At 42.4% G+C, this 20,224-nt stretch carries 16 protein-coding genes; 15 read left to right on the top strand and 1 reads right to left on the bottom strand.

Annotation, left to right across the window (positions count from 1 at the left end; genetic code table 11):
- Positions 1-58 precede the first annotated feature (58 nt).
- The 8 genes from mreB (at position 59) to carB (ending at position 10,508) form a co-directional block, all read left to right on the top strand.
- Complete coding sequence (gene mreB, locus FYJ75_RS06855; RefSeq protein ID WP_154429727.1) at positions 59-1,054, top strand: rod shape-determining protein; 996 nt, start codon at positions 59-61, stop codon at positions 1,052-1,054.
- A gap of 24 nt (positions 1,055-1,078) precedes the next feature.
- Positions 1,079-1,879, top strand: coding sequence for a flagellar hook-basal body protein (locus FYJ75_RS06850; RefSeq protein WP_154429726.1), 801 nt, complete (start codon positions 1,079-1,081; stop codon positions 1,877-1,879).
- Positions 1,880-1,917: 38 nt separating this feature from the next.
- Positions 1,918-2,736, top strand: a complete 819-nt coding sequence (locus FYJ75_RS06845) for a flagellar hook-basal body protein (RefSeq protein ID WP_154429725.1) — start codon at positions 1,918-1,920, stop codon at positions 2,734-2,736.
- Between the two features lie 12 nt (positions 2,737-2,748).
- Complete coding sequence (locus FYJ75_RS06840) at positions 2,749-3,108, top strand: hypothetical protein (RefSeq protein WP_154429724.1); 360 nt, start codon at positions 2,749-2,751, stop codon at positions 3,106-3,108.
- 100 nt (positions 3,109-3,208) lie between these two features.
- Positions 3,209-5,410 carry an SF1B family DNA helicase RecD2 gene (recD2, locus tag FYJ75_RS06835; protein WP_154429723.1) on the top strand — a complete coding sequence of 734 codons (2,202 nt, stop codon included), beginning with the start codon at positions 3,209-3,211 and terminating at the stop codon, positions 5,408-5,410.
- Positions 5,411-5,429: 19 nt separating this feature from the next.
- A complete protein-coding gene (locus tag FYJ75_RS06830) occupies positions 5,430-6,008 on the top strand; it encodes a GNAT family N-acetyltransferase (protein WP_154429722.1) in 579 nt (192 codons plus the stop codon).
- Positions 6,009-6,231: 223 nt separating this feature from the next.
- Positions 6,232-7,302, top strand: coding sequence for a carbamoyl phosphate synthase small subunit (locus FYJ75_RS06825; RefSeq protein ID WP_154429721.1), 1,071 nt, complete (start codon positions 6,232-6,234; stop codon positions 7,300-7,302).
- On the top strand, positions 7,302-10,508 hold the full coding sequence (gene carB / locus FYJ75_RS06820; RefSeq protein ID WP_154429720.1) for a carbamoyl-phosphate synthase large subunit: 3,207 nt from the start codon (positions 7,302-7,304) through the stop codon (positions 10,506-10,508). The genes FYJ75_RS06825 and carB overlap by 1 nt, the downstream gene beginning before the upstream one ends.
- Before the next feature lie 143 nt (positions 10,509-10,651).
- Here carB and FYJ75_RS06815 read toward each other — a convergent pair whose 3' ends face one another.
- Complete coding sequence (locus FYJ75_RS06815) at positions 10,652-12,004, bottom strand: phosphohydrolase (protein WP_154429719.1); 1,353 nt, start codon at positions 12,002-12,004, stop codon at positions 10,652-10,654.
- Positions 12,005-12,213: 209 nt separating this feature from the next.
- Between FYJ75_RS06815 and FYJ75_RS06810 the strand changes: the two genes are divergently transcribed.
- The 7 genes from FYJ75_RS06810 to FYJ75_RS06780 all read left to right on the top strand — a co-directional run bounded on the left by FYJ75_RS06810 (position 12,214) and on the right by FYJ75_RS06780 (position 20,194).
- A complete protein-coding gene (locus FYJ75_RS06810; protein WP_235907028.1) occupies positions 12,214-13,611 on the top strand; it encodes a cell wall hydrolase in 1,398 nt (465 codons plus the stop codon).
- A 264-nt stretch (positions 13,612-13,875) separates the two neighbouring features.
- Positions 13,876-15,057 carry an acetyl-CoA C-acetyltransferase gene (locus FYJ75_RS06805; RefSeq protein WP_154429718.1) on the top strand — a complete coding sequence of 394 codons (1,182 nt, stop codon included), beginning with the start codon at positions 13,876-13,878 and terminating at the stop codon, positions 15,055-15,057.
- Between the two features lie 85 nt (positions 15,058-15,142).
- Positions 15,143-16,015, top strand: coding sequence for a 3-hydroxyacyl-CoA dehydrogenase family protein (locus FYJ75_RS06800; protein WP_154429717.1), 873 nt, complete (start codon positions 15,143-15,145; stop codon positions 16,013-16,015).
- 75 nt (positions 16,016-16,090) lie between these two features.
- A complete protein-coding gene (locus FYJ75_RS06795; protein WP_154429716.1) occupies positions 16,091-17,245 on the top strand; it encodes an acyl-CoA dehydrogenase in 1,155 nt (384 codons plus the stop codon).
- A 53-nt stretch (positions 17,246-17,298) separates the two neighbouring features.
- Positions 17,299-18,081, top strand: a complete 783-nt coding sequence (locus tag FYJ75_RS06790) for an electron transfer flavoprotein subunit beta/FixA family protein (protein WP_154429715.1) — start codon at positions 17,299-17,301, stop codon at positions 18,079-18,081.
- Positions 18,082-18,108: 27 nt separating this feature from the next.
- Positions 18,109-19,155: an electron transfer flavoprotein subunit alpha/FixB family protein gene (locus FYJ75_RS06785; RefSeq protein WP_154429714.1), complete on the top strand. Its 1,047-nt coding sequence runs from the start codon at positions 18,109-18,111 to the stop codon at positions 19,153-19,155.
- A 223-nt stretch (positions 19,156-19,378) separates the two neighbouring features.
- A complete protein-coding gene (locus tag FYJ75_RS06780; RefSeq protein WP_154429713.1) occupies positions 19,379-20,194 on the top strand; it encodes an ECF transporter S component in 816 nt (271 codons plus the stop codon).
- Positions 20,195-20,224: the final 30 nt, after the last annotated feature.

The following is a 20,224-nucleotide window of genomic DNA, read 5'->3' as shown; positions in this document are numbered from 1 at the left end:
GAATGGCAGAGACGAATCACACATAAAGAGTCAGAACGAAGAAAGAGAGGAACGATTCATGATTGGATCAGATATCGGTATTGATTTAGGTACTGCGAGTATTTTGGTATATATAAAAGGAAAAGGTGTTGTGTTAAAAGAGCCATCTGTTGTTGCATTTGACAGAGACACCAATAAGATCAAAGCAATTGGTGAAGAGGCAAGACTGATGCTTGGAAGAACACCTGGTAATATCGTGGCTGTAAGACCATTGCGTCAGGGTGTTATCTCTGATTACACGGTAACAGAGAAAATGATCAAATACTTTATTCAGAAAGCACTTGGCAAGAAAACTTTCCGTAAACCACGTATCAGCGTCTGCGTTCCAAGTGGTGTTACCGAAGTAGAGAAAAAGGCTGTTGAAGATGCTACGTATCAGGCAGGAGCAAGAGAAGTGGCAATTATCGAGGAGCCAATCGCAGCAGCAATCGGTGCAGGCATTGATATTGCAAGACCATGTGGTAATATGATCGTAGATATCGGAGGCGGTACTGCAGATATCGCTGTAATCTCTCTTGGTGGATCTGTAGTAAGCACATCAATCAAGATCGCTGGTGATGATTTTGATGAGGCGCTTGTAAGATACATGCGTAAGAAACATAATCTTCTGATCGGTGAAAGAACAGCAGAAGACATTAAGATTAAGATCGGAACATGTTATCCACTGGCTCAGAATGAGACAATGGATGTACGTGGACGTAATCTGGTTACCGGACTTCCAAGAACTGTAACAGTAAGCTCTGAAGAGACGGAAGAAGCTTTACGTGAGCCAACACTTCAGATCGTAGAAGCTGTACATTCCGTACTGGAGAAAACTCCACCAGAACTTGCAGCTGACGTTGCAGACAGAGGAATTGTTCTGACGGGTGGTGGATCTCTTCTTCGTGGATTAGAAGAACTGATCGAGGATAAGACAGGCATCAATACGATGACAGCAGAGGAGCCAATGACCTGTGTTGCTATCGGAACAGGTAAATATGTAGAGTTTTTAGCAGGTAAGCGTGACGACGATTAAGATTCACGCCCAAAGGAGTAGCGTATGGTAAAGGGTCTTTATACTGCACATACAGGAATGGTGAACGAGATGAAACGTCTGGACGTTCTCTCGAATAACCTTGCGAATGCGGACACAACTGGATATAAGAAAGAAGGAACAACAGCGACAACATTTGGGGATGAGCTGGCGTTCCGTATCCGGGATACATCGGACTACGGTCTTCCGAAACGCATCGGAGGAATTACGTATGGAACAAAACTTGGACAGGTTTATACGGATTATTCGACCGGTAATTTAAAAGTAACGGATAATGATACGGATTTTGCAATCAACGGAGATGGGTTTTTCGCAGTTGCATTTACCAATAAGGCCGGAGAAACTTCAGTGAAGTATACCAGAGATGGTGCATTTACAGTGAACCGGAATGGCTATCTGGTTACCAAAGACGGAGACTATGTATTAAACACGAATGGCGCTCTGACTGGTAATGCAGGAGAAGGCAATTACGTGCGTGTTGATCCGAATGCTAAGATCCAGGTTAATGAACTTGGACAGGTTTATCAGAATAATCAGCTTGTCAGCAACATCGGAGTGGTGAATGTTGACAATTACGATTATCTTGAGAAATATGGCGAGAATATGTATAATCTCGTAGACGGCGGAAGAGTGGTGAACTCAGATGCAACAGTGGAACAGGGAGCCCTGGAGACATCAAACGTAAATGTTGTATCGGAGATGGTCAACATGATCACGATCCAGAGAGCATATGAAGCTGGACAGAAAGTGATCACATCGATCGATGGAACACTTGACATCGCAGCAAACCAGGTTGGTAAGGTATAAGTAGTCAATAAACGATTCTGCAAAGGAGAAAATGTCCTATGATGAGAGCATTATATACTGCTGCGACAGGAATGATCGCAGAGCAGACAAATCTGGATACCATTTCAAATAATCTTTCAAATGTGAATACAACAGGATTTAAATCCGAACGTACGGAATTCAAATCTTTGTTATATCAAACAATCCAGACAAGAACGACATCTGCAAATGGTGCAGAAAAGCCGGTTGGTGCACAGGTTGGTCTTGGAACAAGAGTTGCAGCAACTACATCCATGTATACACAGGGTAACTTGACAGAGACAGAGAGTGACACGGATTTTGCATTGGATGGAGACGGTTTTTTTGCGGTAAGAGGTGTTGATGGACAGACTTATTACACAAGAAACGGAAGCTTCACCTGGAGCATTGCAGCAGATGGAAGCACAATCCTTGCAACGAAACAGGGGTATCCGGTTCTTGACCGGAATGGTAATACGATTACGGTTCCGAATGGTGTGAGTGCCGAAAAAATGCAATTCTCCCAGACCGGCGAGATTGGATACTATAATAATGACAATCAGTATGTTCCATTGAACCAGTATTTTGGAGTATATCAGTTTAACAATCCGACAGGACTTGAGAAGCTTTCCAACAGTCTGCTTGAGGCAACAGCAGCATCTGGCAATCCAATGCAGGAGGGAACTACTGCAGGAGTGACAAACAGTAAGGTATGTCAGAAACGCCTGGAAGCATCCAATGTATCTGTCGCTGATGAGATGGTAAATATGATCGTTGCACAGCGTGCATATGAACTGAACTCAAAGGCAATCACAACAGCGGATTCCATGCTGGAGACCGCGAATAATCTGAAACGATAAGAGGTGTAGGATATGGACATTTCATCACTTGGTAATATGTCTGGTGTACTTAATTCAGCGCAGAACAGCAGTGCGGCATCGTCTGCCAATTCCCTGAGCAGCTCTTTAAAGGGATTGTCGAAAGATTCTTCAGAAGATGAACTGAAAGGTGTAATCAAAGACTTTGAGTCTTACTTTGTAGAACAGATCATCAAAGAAATGAAAGATACTTTAACAAGCGATGATGACGAAGATTCTACGGTGTCTCAGTACAAGGATATGTATATGGACAATGCCATTGAACTGATTTCGGACGAGATCGTGGATCAGGTTGGTGAGAATTATACACAGCAGTTATATGAGGCAATGAAGCGTAATTATAATATTGAGTAAAAGAGATGGGAGCAGAGTATGTTGGAACAGACGTAGTCTGCTCTTTTCCTGTGTGAAAAGACATAGAGGACAGAAAACGGAGAAAAGGAACAGATAGAGCTTGGAGACGATTAATGGATATGTAGACCATATCATTTACCGGAATGCAGATAATGGTTATACCGTTCTGGTACTGATATATGAAGAAGAGGAAGTGACCTGTGTCGGTTATTTCTCAGATATTGCCGAGGGTGAGAATATCGAGGCAAAAGGAGAGTATACGGATCATCCGACTTATGGAAGACAATTTAAGATTTCGTCTTTTGAAGAGAAGGCGCCTCAGGATGAAATTGCAATTGAACGTTATCTGGGATCGGGTGCGATCAAAGGAATCGGGATTGCACTTGCTGCCAGAATTGTAAGAAGATTTAAAGAGGACACATTCCGGATCATTGAGGAAGAGCCGGAACGACTTGCGGAAGTAAAAGGCATCAGTGAACATAAGGCGATGGAGATCGCAGATCAGGTGAATGCCAAAAAGGATTTACGGCAGGCAATGATTTTTTTGCAGCAATATGGAATCCATGTAAACCTCGCGGTAAAAATCTACAATACATACGGACAGGAGATCTATCGTATTCTGAAAGAGAATCCATATCAGCTTGCAGATGATATGGAAGGTGTCGGCTTTCGGACGGCAGATGAGATTGCGACAAAGGTCGGAATACGGACGGATTCAGACTTCCGGATCCGGAGTGGAATACAATATGCACTGCTTCAGGCTGCTGGAGAAGGACATACCTATCTTCCGATGGATGAGCTGACCAGGCGGACAAGTCTGCTTTTGGACATTGATCCGGAACATATTGAGAAACATTATATGAATCTGGCAATGGACCGCAAGATTGTAATGCGTCAGAACGAGGATGTGACACAGATCTATTCGGCCAGTTTCTTTTACATGGAGGCGAACACGGCGACCATGTTAAAACAGCTGAATATTAAATATGATGTATCGGATGCAGAGATTGAACAGCGGATACATGCAATTGAGAAAAAGTCAGACATTCAGCTTGATGAACATCAGATCCAGGCAGTGCGTGAGGCAATCCGGAATGGTGTGCTTGTTATAACAGGAGGACCTGGAACTGGAAAAACAACAACTATCAACACGATTATCCGGTATTTTGAAATGGAGGGAATGGACATTTTCCTTGCAGCTCCAACCGGACGTGCAGCGAAGCGTATGAGCGAGACAACAGGATTTGAGGCGCGCACAATCCACCGTATGCTGGAGCTTAATGGCGGAATGGACGGAAATGCAGGATTTGAGCGGAACGAGCAGAATCCACTGGAAACCGATGTGATCATTATCGATGAGATGTCCATGGTGGATATCAGCATTATGTATTCACTGCTCAAGGCTGTCGTAGCAGGAACAAGGCTCATCCTTGTGGGAGATGTCAACCAGCTTCCGAGCGTCGGACCGGGAAGCGTTTTAAAAGATATCATCGATTCGCACCAGTTTAACACCGTCATGCTGACAAAAATCTTCCGTCAGGCAAGCACATCAGATATTATCGTAAATGCACATAAGATCAACCGTGGAGAAGAAATTACGCTGGATAACAAGAGTATGGACTTTTTCTTCCTGAAACGATATGATGCGGATAAGATTATTAATGTCACATTGCAGCTGATCAAACAGAAACTTCCAAAGTTTGTAGATGCGGCGGAATATGATATACAGGTGTTAACACCAATGAGAAAAGGGCTTCTTGGTGTCGAACGTCTGAATGGAATTTTACAGCAGTATATGAACCCGCCCGATAAGAGAAAAACGGAAAAAGAATATAATGGCACGATCTTCCGTGAGGGAGATAAAGTTATGCAGACGAAGAACAATTATCAGCTGGAATGGGAGATACGCAGTAAATATGGACTTTCCATTGAAAAAGGTACTGGAATATTCAACGGTGATATGGGAATCATCCAGCAGATCAATGAATTCGCAGAGACGATGACGATTGCCTTTGATGAGAACCGCATGGTAGAGTATTCGTTTAAACTTCTGGATGAACTGGAACTTGCATATGCGATCACAATACATAAATCACAGGGATCAGAGTATCCGGCAGTTGTAATTCCGCTTCTTACCGGTCCTCGTATGCTGATGAACCGCAATCTGCTCTATACAGCAGTTACACGTGCAAAGAAATGTGTTACACTGGTAGGAAACGATGAAACGTTTAACATGATGATCCAGAACACGACAGAATTGAAACGATACAGCGGATTAAAAGACAGGCTGATCGAGGCATAAAGGAAAGGATAATAGACAGATGGAAACAAGAATGTTATATGAGAATGAGATTCCGGCGGCGGCAGAGACGGCCAGAGGAATTTTTGAACATTGTGTCAAAGAGAAGATTGCAGATCCGCAGATCATACGTTATACAGAGGAATATCTGCAAACAGAGCATCTGCTTGGAATGATCCGGCAGTCACAGCTTTATATGTGGGGAACTTTTGATGCGGGACGGATCATAGCAGTTGGCGGACTGCAGAGAGAAGGGCATATTACGATGCTTTATGTTTTCCCGTATTACCAGAAACATGGGATCGCGCGGACCATTGCATCCGAAATGAAAAAATATGCAGGCAGATTTCTGCATCTGAAACGTATTACGGTCAATGCCATGCCAGTTGAGGCAGCCGGATATTTTGAAACACTTGGATATTCCAGAATGGACACGAAAGGAAATGGAACCAATGGCTTTGTATCACTTAGTTTGTCCACGGAAGGAAAATGCGATTATCCGGTAAAACACATCAAAGAACGCACTCTGATCGGAATTATCGTTGGATTTCTGGCTGCAATCTTTGTGATTGCGATTGGTTTTGTGTTATCCTGTTTATGAGCATTCTAAACAAAATGCATAAAACATTTTAGAAATTGTATAAAATCTCGGCACTTTTATTCGCCCAAAAAGGTTGAAAAAAGTGCCTTGATATGATAAACTTTTTACAATTTAGGCAGATACTGTGCGAGAAGTATGCCTCAGGCATTCTTAAGACACATAAAAGGCGAAAAAGAGCATCCCTCTTTTTTTTTGCCAAAATGAAGAAAGGGCAAGGTGAAACATGAAAGCATTTTTAATACTCGAAGATGGAAATGTATTTACTGGAACCAGCATTGGTTCTACCAGAGAAGTCATCAGCGAGATCGTATTCAATACTTCAATGACAGGATATCTTGAAGTACTGACAGACCCGTCCTATGCAGGACAGGCAGTTGTAATGACATATCCTCTGATTGGTAATTACGGAATTACTCCGGATCAGGAGTCGAAAAGACCATGGCCGGATGGCTATATTGTAAGAGAGCTGTCCCGTATGCCAAGTAACTTCCGCTGTGAAGGAACGATTCAGGATTACCTGGTAAAATACGACATCCCGGGCGTTGCCGGAATTGATACCCGAGCATTGACCAAGATCCTTCGTGAGAAGGGAACTATGAATGGAATGATCACAACCAATGAGAATTACAATTTAGACGAGATTATTCCAAGACTGAAAGAATATAACACAGGTAATGTGGTAGATAAAGTAACCTGTGATAAAGAGAGAGTATTAAAAGGCACCGGTAAAAAAGTTGCATTACTTGATCTCGGCGCGAAAAATAACATTGCCCAGTCATTAAATAAACGTGGATGTGAAGTGACCATTTATCCGGCACATACTTCCGCAGAAACAATTCTTGCTTCCAATCCGGACGGAATTATGTTAAGTAACGGACCTGGAGATCCAAAGGAATGTACAGAGATCATCAAAGAGATTAAGAAACTGTACGATTCCGATACACCAATTTTTGCAATCTGTCTTGGACATCAGCTTATGGCACTTGCAACAGGTGCAGATACACACAAAATGAAATACGGACATCGTGGAGGAAACCATCCGGTAAAAGATCTGAAGACAAACCGTGTTTACATTTCTTCCCAGAACCATGGCTATGTGGTAGATACCGAGACATTGGATCCGGCGGTTGCAAAACCGGCATTTGTAAATGTAAATGATGGAACAAATGAAGGTCTTGAGTATGTTGGAAAGAACATCTTTACGGTTCAGTTCCATCCGGAAGCATGTCCTGGACCACAGGATTCATCTTACCTTTTTGACCGGTTTATTGAAATGATGGGAGGAAAACAGTAATGCCAAGAAATCATGACATCAAAAAAGTATTAGTAATTGGTTCTGGTCCAATCGTCATTGGACAGGCTGCCGAGTTCGATTACGCCGGCACACAGGCCTGCCGTTCACTGAAAGAAGAAGGCGTGGAAGTATGTCTGGTCAATTCCAACCCGGCAACAATCATGACCGACAAAGAGATTGCAGACCAGGTATATATTGAGCCATTAACAGCAAGTGTTCTCGAAGAGATCATTTTAAAAGAGAAACCGGACAGTATCCTTCCGACATTAGGAGGACAGGCTGGATTAAACCTTGGTATGGAGCTTGCTGAGAGCGGATTTTTAGAGAAACATGGTGTAAAACTGATCGGAACGACAGCAGAGACAATCTTTAAAGCAGAAGACCGTCAGGCATTCAAAGACACCATGGAGAAGATCGGTGAGCCATGTGCTGCATCACAGGTCGTAAAAAATGTAGAGGATGGTATTAAATTTACGAATACCATTGGATACCCGGTTGTACTTCGTCCTGCATTTACATTAGGAGGAAGCGGCGGTGGTATCGCCCATAACGAGCAGGAACTGGTTGATATCTTATCCAACGGACTTCGTCTGAGCCGTGTTGGAGAGGTACTGGTAGAGCGTTGTATCGCAGGCTGGAAAGAGGTTGAGTACGAAGTAATGCGTGATGCGAACGGCAACTGCATTACCGTATGTAACATGGAGAATATTGATCCGGTTGGTGTTCATACCGGAGACTCCATCGTAGTAGCACCTTCCCAGACACTTGGTGATAAAGAGTACCAGATGTTAAGAAGTTCTGCACTGAACATTATCAATGAATTAAAGATTACCGGTGGATGTAACGTACAGTATGCATTGAATCCGGATTCTTTCGAATACTGTGTCATTGAGGTAAACCCTCGTGTATCCCGTTCATCTGCACTTGCATCAAAAGCAACCGGATACCCGATCGCTAAAGTTACTGCAAAGATCGCGCTTGGTTATACACTCGATGAGATTAAAAATGCAATCACACAGAAAACATACGCAAGTTTCGAGCCAATGCTTGACTACTGTGTCGTTAAGATTCCGAGACTTCCATTTGATAAATTCCTTACAGCAAAGAGAACTCTTACAACACAGATGAAAGCAACCGGAGAGGTAATGAGTATCTGCGATAACTTTGAGGGTGCTCTGATGAAGGCAATCCGTTCTCTGGAGCAGCATGTTGACTGTCTGCGTTCCTATGATTTTACAGGACTTTCGGATGAAGAACTGGATGAACAGCTTCATGTTGTAGATGACCGTCGTATCTGGGTAATCGCTGAAGCACTTCGCCGTGGAGTAAGCTACGATCACATCTATGATATTACCAAGATCGACCGCTGGTTTATCGATAAGCTTGCAATTCTGGTTGAGATGGAAGCACGTCTTGAGAAGGAAGAACTGACAGTTGATCTGTTAAAAGAAGCAAAACGTATCGAATTCCCGGATACCGTGATCGCACGTCTCACTGGAAAAACAGAAGAAGAGATCCGCGATATGCGTTATGCAAACGGAATCGTTGCTGCATATAAGATGGTTGATACCTGTGCTGCAGAGTTCGCAGCAGAGACTCCATATTACTATTCTGTTTATGGAAGCGAAAACGAAGCAGCAGAGACAAAACCGGAGAAAAAAGTACTCGTACTTGGATCAGGTCCAATCCGTATCGGACAGGGTATCGAGTTTGACTTCTGTTCTGTACACTGTACCTGGGCATTTGCAAAAGAAGGATGGGAGACTGTCATTGTAAATAATAACCCGGAGACTGTTTCGACAGACTTTGATATTGCAGATAAACTGTATTTTGAGCCACTTACAGCAGAAGATGTTGAGAGCATCGTAAATCTTGAAAAACCGGATGGAGCTGTTGTGCAGTTCGGTGGACAGACTGCAATCAAACTGACGGAAGCCCTGATGAAGATGGGAGTTAAGATCCTCGGAACAAAGGCAGAGGATGTCGATGCAGCAGAGGATAGAGAGTTATTTGACGAGATTCTTGAGCAGACAGGAATTCCGAGAGCAGCAGGTGGAACTGTATTTACTGCTGAGGAGGCAAAAGAAGTTGCAAACCGTCTTGGTTATCCGGTACTGGTAAGACCTTCTTACGTACTTGGTGGACAGGGCATGAAGATTGCTTTTAACGATGAAGAGATCGAAGAATTTATCGGTATCATCAATCGTATTGCACAGGATCATCCAATCCTTGTAGATAAATATTTACAGGGTAAGGAAATCGAAGTAGATGCTGTATGTGATGGTGAGGATATTCTGATTCCTGGTATCATGGAGCATATTGAACGTACTGGTGTACATTCCGGCGACAGTATTTCTGTATATCCGGCACCGACGATTAGCGAGCATGTAAAAGAGACAATCGTAGAGTATACCAAACGTCTTGCAAGAGCACTGCATGTAGTTGGACTGATCAATATCCAGTTCATTGCCATGAACGAAGAAGTATATGTAATTGAGGTTAACCCACGTTCTTCAAGAACAGTTCCATACATCAGTAAAGTAACAGGTATTCCAATCGTAGATCTTGCTACAAAAGTGATTATCGGTAATACGATCAAAGGACTTGGATATAAACCTGGACTTGCACCGGTTGCAGATTATATTGCAATCAAGATGCCGGTATTCTCATTTGAGAAACTGCGTGGTGCTGAGATCAGCCTTGGACCTGAGATGAAGTCTACCGGTGAATGCCTTGGTATTGCAAAGACATTCAATGAAGCATTATATAAAGCATTCCTTGGAGCAGGCGTGACACTGCCAAAATACAAACAGATGATCATGACCGTAAAAGATGCGGACAAGGAAGAAGCAGTAGGTGTTGCAAAACGTTTTGAAGCACTTGGATATAAGATTTATGCAACAAGAAGTACAGCAAAATACTTACAGGAGCATGGAGTAGCTGCGCTTCGCGTAAACAAGATCAATCAGGAGTCACCAACCGTTATGGATCTGATTCTTGGACATAAGATCGACCTTGTCATCGATACTCCGACCCAGGGTAATGGAGATAAGACAAGAGACGGCTTCCTGATTCGTCGTAATGCAATCGAGACAGGTGTTTACTGTATCACATCTCTGGATACAGCAAATGCACTTGCACGTTCACTGGAAACAGCAGACGGCAAACTTACACCAATCGATATTGCAACCGTTAAAAATATGTAATATGTAAATAAAAAATGTTAGCATGTATCACGAGTACAAATGATTGCAGGCCTGATTTATTATAAATTTTGCAATTGCTAACATGAAAAAAAGAGAATGAAAACCTAGAGTGGGGTTTTCATTCTCTTTTTTAAAAGCAACAATTAGAGTAATTTCCGGCGTGGAGCCTTGGTTGTTGGTGGAACTTCCATCGAAGGCGCGGCTGTTTTTGGAGTGGATCGTGCAGCACTCGCAACTGGTTTGGAGACCTCTTTTGGAGAAGCCGCTTTCTTATCTGGGGCTTTGGAAGTGGCTGGTGACGCTGCAGCAGATTTTGGAATGGCAGTCTTTGCAGTATGCTCAGAACGCATTTTTTTATCATGGAACCGTTTGGCGGTTTCTTTGATCCGGTCATCTGCAACAAACAGTTTTAAAGTATCTTCATTGATTGCGATGCGGTTGTCCATTGTCTTCATGATATCTGTAATCTGCATATGACGTGCAATGGTTGGATTGCTTAAATCATAAAGCTGATTATTGTCGATACGAAGAAGGAGTGGCTTCATGAAGTCATTTGGATTCTCCACAAGTACGATTGCTTTTTTGCCATTGGACAGATCCACGCTTGCTCCGGCCGGGACAATGTGGATACAGTCGGCGAGAGCATCTACAATCGTTTTTTGATAATTATCCGGATCTTCCTGGAGCTTTTGCATAGCAATAATTTCGGAAACCGGAGCATAATCGATGTTCATAGCAGTTAAAATATCGTATTCATCTGCAACCTGTAAAACTGCAGACATGGCAATCAGATCCTGATTGGCTTTGTTAATCTTACGTTTTACGCTCTTGCGGAAAATGAAATATTCAATGAGCGCCATAGAACGATCGACAAGCTGTGTACGGTCAAAATGGGCATTCAGATCTTCATAGCCTTTTTCAAGGCAGAGCTGGATCGTATCGCGGTCGCCGGTTGTCATGTGGCTTCCTTTGATCAGGACAGTCTTTGGAACATAAAGATATCCGATGTTGTATAAAAGGGCAGCAGTTACCATTGCAGATTGAAAGTCCCTTTTAAAATTCATTTTATGTGCAATCATTGCAGTAAGGATTGCGGTATTGATCATATGCTTGTAAATAAAATCATCCGAACTGCGGAGATTCTGGGTAAAATTAATCTGATGGTTCAAAGAACCGTAATGAGAGATAATATGGTCGATCAGTTCATGAAAGCTTGCAGGCAGTTTGCCGGTCTTAATAGAGTCCAGACAGTCGCGGAGCTTGAACATATAGATCGTCTGATTCTGCTCGAATTCAATATCTTCCTGGGACAGAGGAGGGAGCGGTTCTGCCGGTTCAAGAATATAAATACCAATCAGCCCGAAATTATGGATGCTGTTGATGGCAGGCGCAGTCAGTTTGGAATCCCTGTCATAGAGAAGGATTCCCATTTTGTTATAAATTGGTTTTGCCAGACGCATGCCGGGTTTTAAATTCTCAGTACGGATAAATTGCATAATATTTGTCCCCCCTTGTAGCCGAAATCTCATGTATTTATATAAATACAATTTTAACATAATGAGGTTCGAAAAACAATGTGTGAAAATGGAGAAAACAGGGGGCAGCAATATGCATTTATATTGAAAGGATTTGTACAATCTGCTATGATAAGGATAAACCAAACGGAAAAAATATTTGAAAAAAACGGGAGAAATAAGGGAACATTATGGCAAAACACCATATGATAAAAGCAATCTGTTTATCGACAGCGGTATGCATGGCGGTCGCAACAGCAGCGATCCCGGCGGGCGCGGCAGAGACCGGCAACAGTGATACAAGCGAATCCATTGAGGATATGAAGCAGAAACAGCAGGACGCACAGGACAGTGCAGATGCGCTTGAAGAAGCAAAGAAAAAGCTTGAGGCATCAATCGGAGATATGAATTCAGATCTCGGTGATATTGGTTCCTCGATCGAAGAGATCCAGGACAAGATTTCCGAGACAGAAGCGAAGATAACAGAATCTGAGCAACTTCTTGCTGATGCACAGGCTGCGGCAGACAAACAGTATGCGGACATGAAGAAAAGAATCCAGTTCATGTACGAGAATTCGGATCGTTCCATCTGGATCACATTATTGGAAGCGGGCTCTTTTGCGGAGTTTGTAAACCGCGTGCAGTATATTGCCGATGTCAGTGCATATGACAGAAATATGTTAAACACTTATCAGGAAACGCAGCAGACGATCGCTTCTTATAAAGATACACTTGAACAGCAGAAGACAGAACTGTTAGCTTCCCAGGAAGAACTGAAGAATAAGGAAAACGATCTGAATCAGGTCATTGCAAGCAGACAGAGTGAACTTGAAGATACCAGCGATGCGCAGCAGGAAAGCCAGCAGCAGGCGGACCAGTATGCGGATCAGATTGCAGCGATGGAAGAATTTGAGCGGCAGATGGAGGAGCAGAAAGCTGCCGAAGATGCTGCTAATATGGCGATGATCAAACAACAGGAGGAAGAACTCCGTCAGGAACAGGAAGCTGCAAAACAGCGAAGAGAAGAAGCAAAAAGACAACAGCAGGCGCAGAATGAACAACAGGCTCAGAATCCGGATAATGCAGGTGATACATCTGGAAGTGATCAGAATGGAGACAATAATGGTGGCACAGATACGCAGCCGGGGTCGGGAGATAATAACGGTTCTGATAATACGGGAAACAATACGAATCCTGGAACAACAGATCCCGGAACTGATACGGATATCGATGATAATCCGTTTGCAAATGTTTCGGAAAGTGAAGTATATCTTCTTGCCTGCATCATCGACTGTGAGTCGGAGGGAGAACCTTATGCAGGCCAGCTGGCAGTTGGAAGCGTTGTCCTGAACCGTGTGGAAAGTAAATACTTTCCGGACACAATCACGGGAGTTATTTATCAGAAAAATCAGTTTTCACCGGTTGCCAGTGGAAGACTTGCCTATATGTTAGACAGGGGGCCGACAGCCAGATGCATGAAAGCGGCAAGAGAGGTCCTCGGGGGAAACCGGACGGTAAGCTGTCTGTATTTCCGTGTAAACACCGGAGTGATCAGTGGAACCGTGATCGGACATCATGTGTTCTACTAGAGATTTTGTATAAATTACATAAAGATATTCAGAAAAAAGATGAAGTCTGTTACAGGAGTTATGATAGATACGTTAGCGTTTTATCGTGTTCATGTGACAGACTTTTGTTTTTTAAGACAAATTTTAGAAATGTATTAGAAAATTTATAGAAAGAATTGTAAAATCCATTGATTTTATGAATAGAATGTGCTATTATGAGTTTGTTAAAAAATTAACAGCATTTTTTGGCACTAATTTAAATTTAAAAATAAAGGAGAGACGAACATGGCAAGAAAAGTTGTTTTAGCAGGTGCTTGTCGTACAGCAATCGGCAAGATGGGTGGAGCATTAAGCAATACTCCAGCAGCAGACTTAGGAGCAATCGTTATCAAAGAAGCATTAAGAAGAGCAAACGTAAAACCAGAGATGGTAGATGAAGTTAAAATGGGTTGTGTAATCCAGGCAGCTCAGGGACAGAACGTTGCACGTCAGGCTTCTATCAAAGCTGGTTTACCAATCGAAGTTCCAGCAATCACATTAAACGTTGTATGTGGATCAGGTCTGAAATGTGTAAACGACGCAGCTACAATGATCATGGCTGGAGAGGCTGATATCGTTGTTGCTGGTGGTATGGAGAACATGTCTATGGCTCCATATGCTATGACAAAAGCTCGTTTTGGATATCGTATGAACAATGCAACAATCATCGATACAATGGTTAACGATGCATTAACAGATGCATTCAATCATTATCATATGATGATTACTGCAGAGAACGTATGTGATAAATATGGAATCACAAGAGAAGAACTTGATGAGTTCTCAGCAAACAGCCAGCAGAAATGCGAGAAAGCAATCGCTGAAGGCAAATTCGATGATGAGATCGTTCCTGTACCTGTTAAGGTTAAGAAAGAGATCGTTGAATTCAAGAAAGATGAAGGACCTCGTGCTGGAACAACAGCTGAGTCTCTGTCTAAATTAAGATGCTGCTCTGGTAAAGAGGGCGGACTTGTTACAGCTGGTAACGCATCTGGTATCAATGATGGTGCTGCAGCAATCGTTGTAATGAGCGAAGAGAAAGCAAAAGAGCTTGGTGTTACACCAATGGCTACATGGGTAGCTGGAGCACTCGGCGGAGTTGAGCCAGAGATCATGGGTGTTGGACCAGTTGCTTCTACAAAGAAAGTATTAGCTAAAACAGGACTTTCAATCGATGACTTCGATCTGATCGAGGCTAACGAAGCATTCGCTGCTCAGTCTATCGCAGTTGCAAGAGATCTGAAATTCGACATGTCTAAAGTTAATGTTAACGGTGGTGCAATCGCACTTGGACATCCAGTTGGAGCATCCGGATGCCGTATCCTTGTTACATTATTACATGAGATGCAGAAGAGAGATTCTAAGAGAGGTCTTGCTACACTGTGTATCGGTGGTGGAATGGGCTGCTCTACAATCGTTGAGAGATAATCAGAATAAAATAACGGCTGTCATGCCACTTCAGGTATGACAGCTGATTTACATTAATTTTTAATTATAATCAGGAGGTACTAACATGAAAGTTGGTGTAATTGGTGCAGGAACCATGGGACAGGGTATTGCAAAAGCATTTGCCCAGACAGAAGGCTATGAAGTAGCTCTTTGCGATATTAAGCAGGAGTGGGCTGAGAATGGTAAAGCCAAAATCGAGAAAGGCTATGCAAGACTTGTTCAGAAAGGAAAAATGACACAGGAAGCAGTTGACGCTATCGTAGCAAAGATTACTCCTGGTTTAAAAGAAGACCTTTGCAAAGACTGCGATCTGATCGTTGAAGCTGCATTCGAAGATATGCAGGTTAAGAAGACAACATTCAAAGAGTTAGACGAGATTGCAAAACCAGAATGTATCTTCGCTTCTAATACATCAAGCCTTTCTATCACAGAGATCGGAAACGGCCTGAACCGTCCAATGGTTGGTATGCATTTCTTCAACCCGGCAGACCGTATGAAATTAATCGAGGTTATCGCTGGTGTGAATACTCCAGATGAGACTGTTGAAGCAATTAAGAAGATTTCTGTTGAAATCGGAAAAACACCAGTACAGGTTAATGAGGCAGCTGGATTCGTTGTTAACCGTATCTTAATCCCAATGATCAATGAAGCAGCTTTCATCAAAATGGAAGGTGTATCAGATATCGCTGGTATCGATGCAGCTATGAAACTTGGTGCTAACCATCCAATGGGACCATTAGAGTTAGGAGATTTCATTGGTCTTGATATCTGCCTTGCAATCATGGACGTACTTTACAAAGAGACAGGCGATAGCAAATATCGTGCATGCCCATTGATCCGTAAAATGGTTCGTGGTGGCAACCTTGGTGCTAAGAGCGGAAAAGGATTTTATGTATACAATGCTGACCGCACAAAAACACCAGTGGATGCTCAGTAATTAATAAAAAGATCAGGAAAATGCACTCCGGACAGGAATGCATTTTCCTATGAAAAACAAGGAGGATAGGAAATCATGGATTTCACTTTAGACAAGAAACATGAGATGGCTCGCACTCTTTTCAAAGAGTTCGCTGAGACAGAAGTAAAACCTCTCGCACAGGAGACTGACGAAACAGAGCAGTTCCCAGCTGAGACAGTAGCAAAAATGGCAAAATATGGATTCATGGGAATCCCGGTTCCAAAGGAATACGGCGGACAGGGTTGTGATCCATTAACATACGTTATGTGTGTAGAAGAGTTATCAAAAGTATGCGCAACAACAGGTGTTATCGTATCTGCACATACATCTCTCTGCATTGACCCGATTATGACATATGGTACAGAAGAGCAGAAACAGAAATACGTAAGACCACTTGCAACAGGTGAGAAGATCGGTGCATTTGGTTTAACAGAGCCAGGTGCTGGTACAGATGCTCAGGGATGCCAGACAAAAGCTGTATTAGACGGTGACGAGTGGGTATTAAACGGATCAAAATGCTTCATCACAAACGGTAAAGTTGCTGATGTTTACATTGTAATCGCTGTCACAAGCATTACAGAAGACAAGAGAGGAAGAAAGAAAAAGAACTTCTCTGCATTTATCGTAGACAAAGATGCTCCAGGATTCTCCTTCGGAACAAAAGAGAAGAAGATGGGTATCCGCGGATCTTCTACATACGAATTAATTTTCGAAGACTGCAGAATTCCAAAAGAGAACATCTTAGGACCACAGGGAAAAGGTTTCCCAATCGCTATGCATACTCTGGATGGTGGACGTATTGGTATCGCTTCTCAGGCACTTGGAATCGCAGAAGGTGCTTTAGAGAGAGCAATCGCTTACACAAAAGAGAGAAAACAGTTCGGAAGATCTATCGCTCAGCAGCAGAATACACAGTTCAAGTTAGCTGATATGGCTACAAGAATTGAAGCTGCTAAATTGTTAGTATACAAAGCTGCTATGGCAAAAGCTACACAGAAAGTTTACTCTGTAGAAGCTGCCAAAGCTAAATTATTCGCAGCAGAAACAGCAATGGCTGTAACAACAGAAGTTGTTCAGTTATTCGGTGGATACGGATACATCAGAGAATACGATGTTGAGCGTATGATGCGTGATGCTAAGATCACAGAGATCTACGAAGGAACTTCAGAAGTTCAGCGTATGGTTATTTCTGGTTCATTACTTAAGTAATCACAAAGAGCGGTATAAAAGCTTGTAGAATAAGATAGAAGGAGAACAAATACATGAAAATCGTAGTATGTATTAAACAGGTTCCTGATACAAAGGGCGGCGTTAAGTTCAACCCAGACGGAACTCTTGATAGAGCAGCTATGCTTGCTATCATGAACCCAGATGACAAAGCTGGTCTTGAGGCAGCATTAAGAATTAAAGAACAGACAGGTGCAGAAGTAACTGTACTTACTATGGGACTTCCAAAAGCTGATGATGTACTTCGTGAAGCTTTAGCTATGGGAGCTGATCATGCAGTACTTGTAACAGACAGAGTTTTAGGTGGAGCTGATACATGGGCAACATCTACAACAATCGCTGGTGCATTAAGAAACATCGATTATGATCTGATCATCACAGGACGTCAGGCTATCGATGGAGATACTGCACAGGTTGGACCACAGATCGCTGAGCATCTTGGAATCCCTGTAATCTCTTATGCAGAGGATATCAAAGTTGAGGGAGATTCTGTTGTAGTAAAACGTCAGTATGAAGACAGATACCATATGCTGAAAGCAAAAATGCCTTGCTTAGTTACAGCACTTTCTGAATTAAACACACCTAGATACATGACTCCAGGCGGAATCTTCGATGCATATGACAAAGAAGTAACTGTTTGGGGAAGAGCTGATCTGAAAGATGTTGATGATTCAAACCTTGGATTAAAGGGATCACCAACAAAGATCGCAAAAGCTTCTGATAAAGTTCGTAAAGGTGCTGGAGAGAAAGTTACTCTTGATCCAACAGAATCCGTAACTTATATCATGGACAAATTAAAAGAGAAACATGTAATCTAACATTCTGAAAGAAAAGTGGTGAAAAAAATGGGTTTAGAAGAATATAAGGGCGTATTTATCTACGCACAGCAGGTTGACAATGAAATTAGTCCAATCGCTTTTGAGTTAATTGGAAAAGGTAAAGAATTAGCAAAAGATTTAAATACTGAGGTAACAGCAGTACTTCTTGGATCCAACGTAAAAGGTTTAGCAGATCAGTTAGCAGTATATGGCGCTGATAAGGTAATCGTTGTTGATAATCCATTATTAGAGACATACAGAACTGAGCCATATGCACAGGCTTTAACAGCTGTTATCAATGAGTACAAACCAGAGATCATGTTAGTTGGTGCTACAGCAATCGGTAGAGATTTAGGTCCTACTGTATCTGCAAGAGTACAGACAGGTCTTACTGCAGACTGTACAATGCTTGAGATCGGAGATTTCCCATTAGTAGCAGTTCCAGGTAAAGAAGATCAGCAGAAACACAATCAGTTACTGATGACTCGTCCTGCATTCGGTGGAAACACAATTGCTACAATCGCATGTCCAGACAACCGTCCTCAGATGGCAACCGTTCGTCCTGGTGTTATGCAGAAGATCGCTCCAATCGAAGGTGCAAAAGCAAACGTTGTAGAGTTCAATCCAGAACTGAAAGAGAACAACAAATATGTTGAGATCGAAGAAGTTGTTAAGGCAGTTGGAAACGTTGAGAACATCATGGACGCTAAGATCCTTGTATCTGGTGGTCGTGGAGTTGGAAGCGCTGAGAACTTCGGTATGTTAAAAGAGCTTGCTGACGTATTAGGCGGAATGGTAAGCTGCTCACGTGCTGCTGTAGAGAACGGCTGGTTAGCACAGGATTATCAGGTAGGGCAGACTGGTAAAACAGTACGTCCAAACGTATACTTTGCAATCGGTATTTCCGGAGCAATCCAGCACGTAGCTGGTATGGAAGAGTCTGACATCATCATCGCAATCAACAAAGATGCTGATGCTCCAATCTTCGATGTAGCTGATTATGGTATCGTTGGAGACTTAAACAAGATCGTTCCAGCACTTACTGCTCAGTTAAAAGCTGAATTAGGTAAATAATTTACCTGCTCAGGTAGACTTATAGAGACAGTCATGCCGTAAGGCATGGCTGTTTTTGTTTACAAATCATTATTGCAGTGATATTATGGGAAAGATGACTGGTTACCGGATTCTGGAATCAAGTGATCTGACCCTGGAAAGACAGAAAATGCAAAATAGTTGCATTTGCAAAAAAGAGGAAGAGACCAAAAATGGATCTTACCTGGAATGAGAGGAAAAAGCAATGCGAAACAACAAAACATCTGAACTGGTACTGACCAGTCTATTCACTGCCATTATTATTATCATGGCATTCACACCATTGGGATATATCCCACTCGTAGTAATCAATGCAACGATCATACATATCCCGGTAATCTTAGGCTCACTTTTCTGCGGCCCGAAAAAAGGAGCATTTCTTGGGTTTGTATTTGGATTCACAAGTTTTATTAAAAATACGATTATGCCGTCATCACTGTCTGCGTTTGTATTTTCACCGGTACTTGCGAGCAGCGTAGTCGGAACAGCAGGAATTTTTAAAAGCTTATTTATCTGCTTTGTACCACGTATTTTAGTAGGTGTACTGCCATATTTTGTATATATGCTGATCAAAAAGGCATTATCATCAGAAAGCAAAAAACTATGGGGAATTATTTTAAATCTTGCAGTATGTGTACTGCTTGGATTTGGACTTCATGCTTTTATCGCAAAAATGTCAGATGGAAACATGGCTGAGAGTGTCAATCTGATCATCAGCATCATTGTTGCTGCAGTTATATTTGTTGTACTTCAGTTCGCAACCATGAAAAAAGATGCGAATGTGCTGTCATTTGTATATGCCGGAATTTCCGGAGCATTTATTAACACACTGTTAGTTATGGGCGGAATTTTTGTTTTATACAAAGATGCATATGCCAATGCACTCAGTATTGATGCGAATGCGGTACTTGGTGTAATTGGTGGTGTAATCAGCTTTAACGGTGTAATTGAAGCAATCGTCGCTGCAGTGATCGTATATGCGATCGGAGCAGTACTCACAAAGATCAAACCGATTAAATAACAAGGATAGGAACGAAACGGAGGATTTATA

The organism is Roseburia porci, assembly GCF_009695765.1.
Lineage (GTDB): Bacteria > Bacillota > Clostridia > Lachnospirales > Lachnospiraceae > Roseburia > Roseburia porci.
Note: the sequence above shows the minus strand (reverse complement) of the source record. Positions and strands in the feature narration are given on the sequence as shown.

Excerpts from the sequence above, each read along its gene's own strand:
- mreB (WP_154429727.1), top strand. The coding sequence starts at position 59 with ATGATTGGATCAGATATCGGTATTGATTTAGGTACTGCGAGTATTTTG.
- FYJ75_RS06850 (WP_154429726.1), top strand. The coding sequence starts at position 1,079 with ATGGTAAAGGGTCTTTATACTGCACATACAGGAATGGTGAACGAGATG.
- FYJ75_RS06845 (WP_154429725.1), top strand. The coding sequence starts at position 1,918 with ATGATGAGAGCATTATATACTGCTGCGACAGGAATGATCGCAGAGCAG.
- FYJ75_RS06840 (WP_154429724.1), top strand. The coding sequence starts at position 2,749 with ATGGACATTTCATCACTTGGTAATATGTCTGGTGTACTTAATTCAGCG.
- FYJ75_RS06830 (WP_154429722.1), top strand. The coding sequence starts at position 5,430 with ATGGAAACAAGAATGTTATATGAGAATGAGATTCCGGCGGCGGCAGAG.
- FYJ75_RS06825 (WP_154429721.1), top strand. The coding sequence starts at position 6,232 with ATGAAAGCATTTTTAATACTCGAAGATGGAAATGTATTTACTGGAACC.
- carB (WP_154429720.1), top strand. The coding sequence starts at position 7,302 with ATGCCAAGAAATCATGACATCAAAAAAGTATTAGTAATTGGTTCTGGT.
- FYJ75_RS06815 (WP_154429719.1), bottom strand. The coding sequence starts at position 12,004 with ATGCAATTTATCCGTACTGAGAATTTAAAACCCGGCATGCGTCTGGCA.
- FYJ75_RS06810 (WP_235907028.1), top strand. The coding sequence starts at position 12,214 with ATGGCAAAACACCATATGATAAAAGCAATCTGTTTATCGACAGCGGTA.
- FYJ75_RS06805 (WP_154429718.1), top strand. The coding sequence starts at position 13,876 with ATGGCAAGAAAAGTTGTTTTAGCAGGTGCTTGTCGTACAGCAATCGGC.
- FYJ75_RS06800 (WP_154429717.1), top strand. The coding sequence starts at position 15,143 with ATGAAAGTTGGTGTAATTGGTGCAGGAACCATGGGACAGGGTATTGCA.
- FYJ75_RS06795 (WP_154429716.1), top strand. The coding sequence starts at position 16,091 with ATGGATTTCACTTTAGACAAGAAACATGAGATGGCTCGCACTCTTTTC.
- FYJ75_RS06790 (WP_154429715.1), top strand. The coding sequence starts at position 17,299 with ATGAAAATCGTAGTATGTATTAAACAGGTTCCTGATACAAAGGGCGGC.
- FYJ75_RS06785 (WP_154429714.1), top strand. The coding sequence starts at position 18,109 with ATGGGTTTAGAAGAATATAAGGGCGTATTTATCTACGCACAGCAGGTT.
- FYJ75_RS06780 (WP_154429713.1), top strand. The coding sequence starts at position 19,379 with ATGCGAAACAACAAAACATCTGAACTGGTACTGACCAGTCTATTCACT.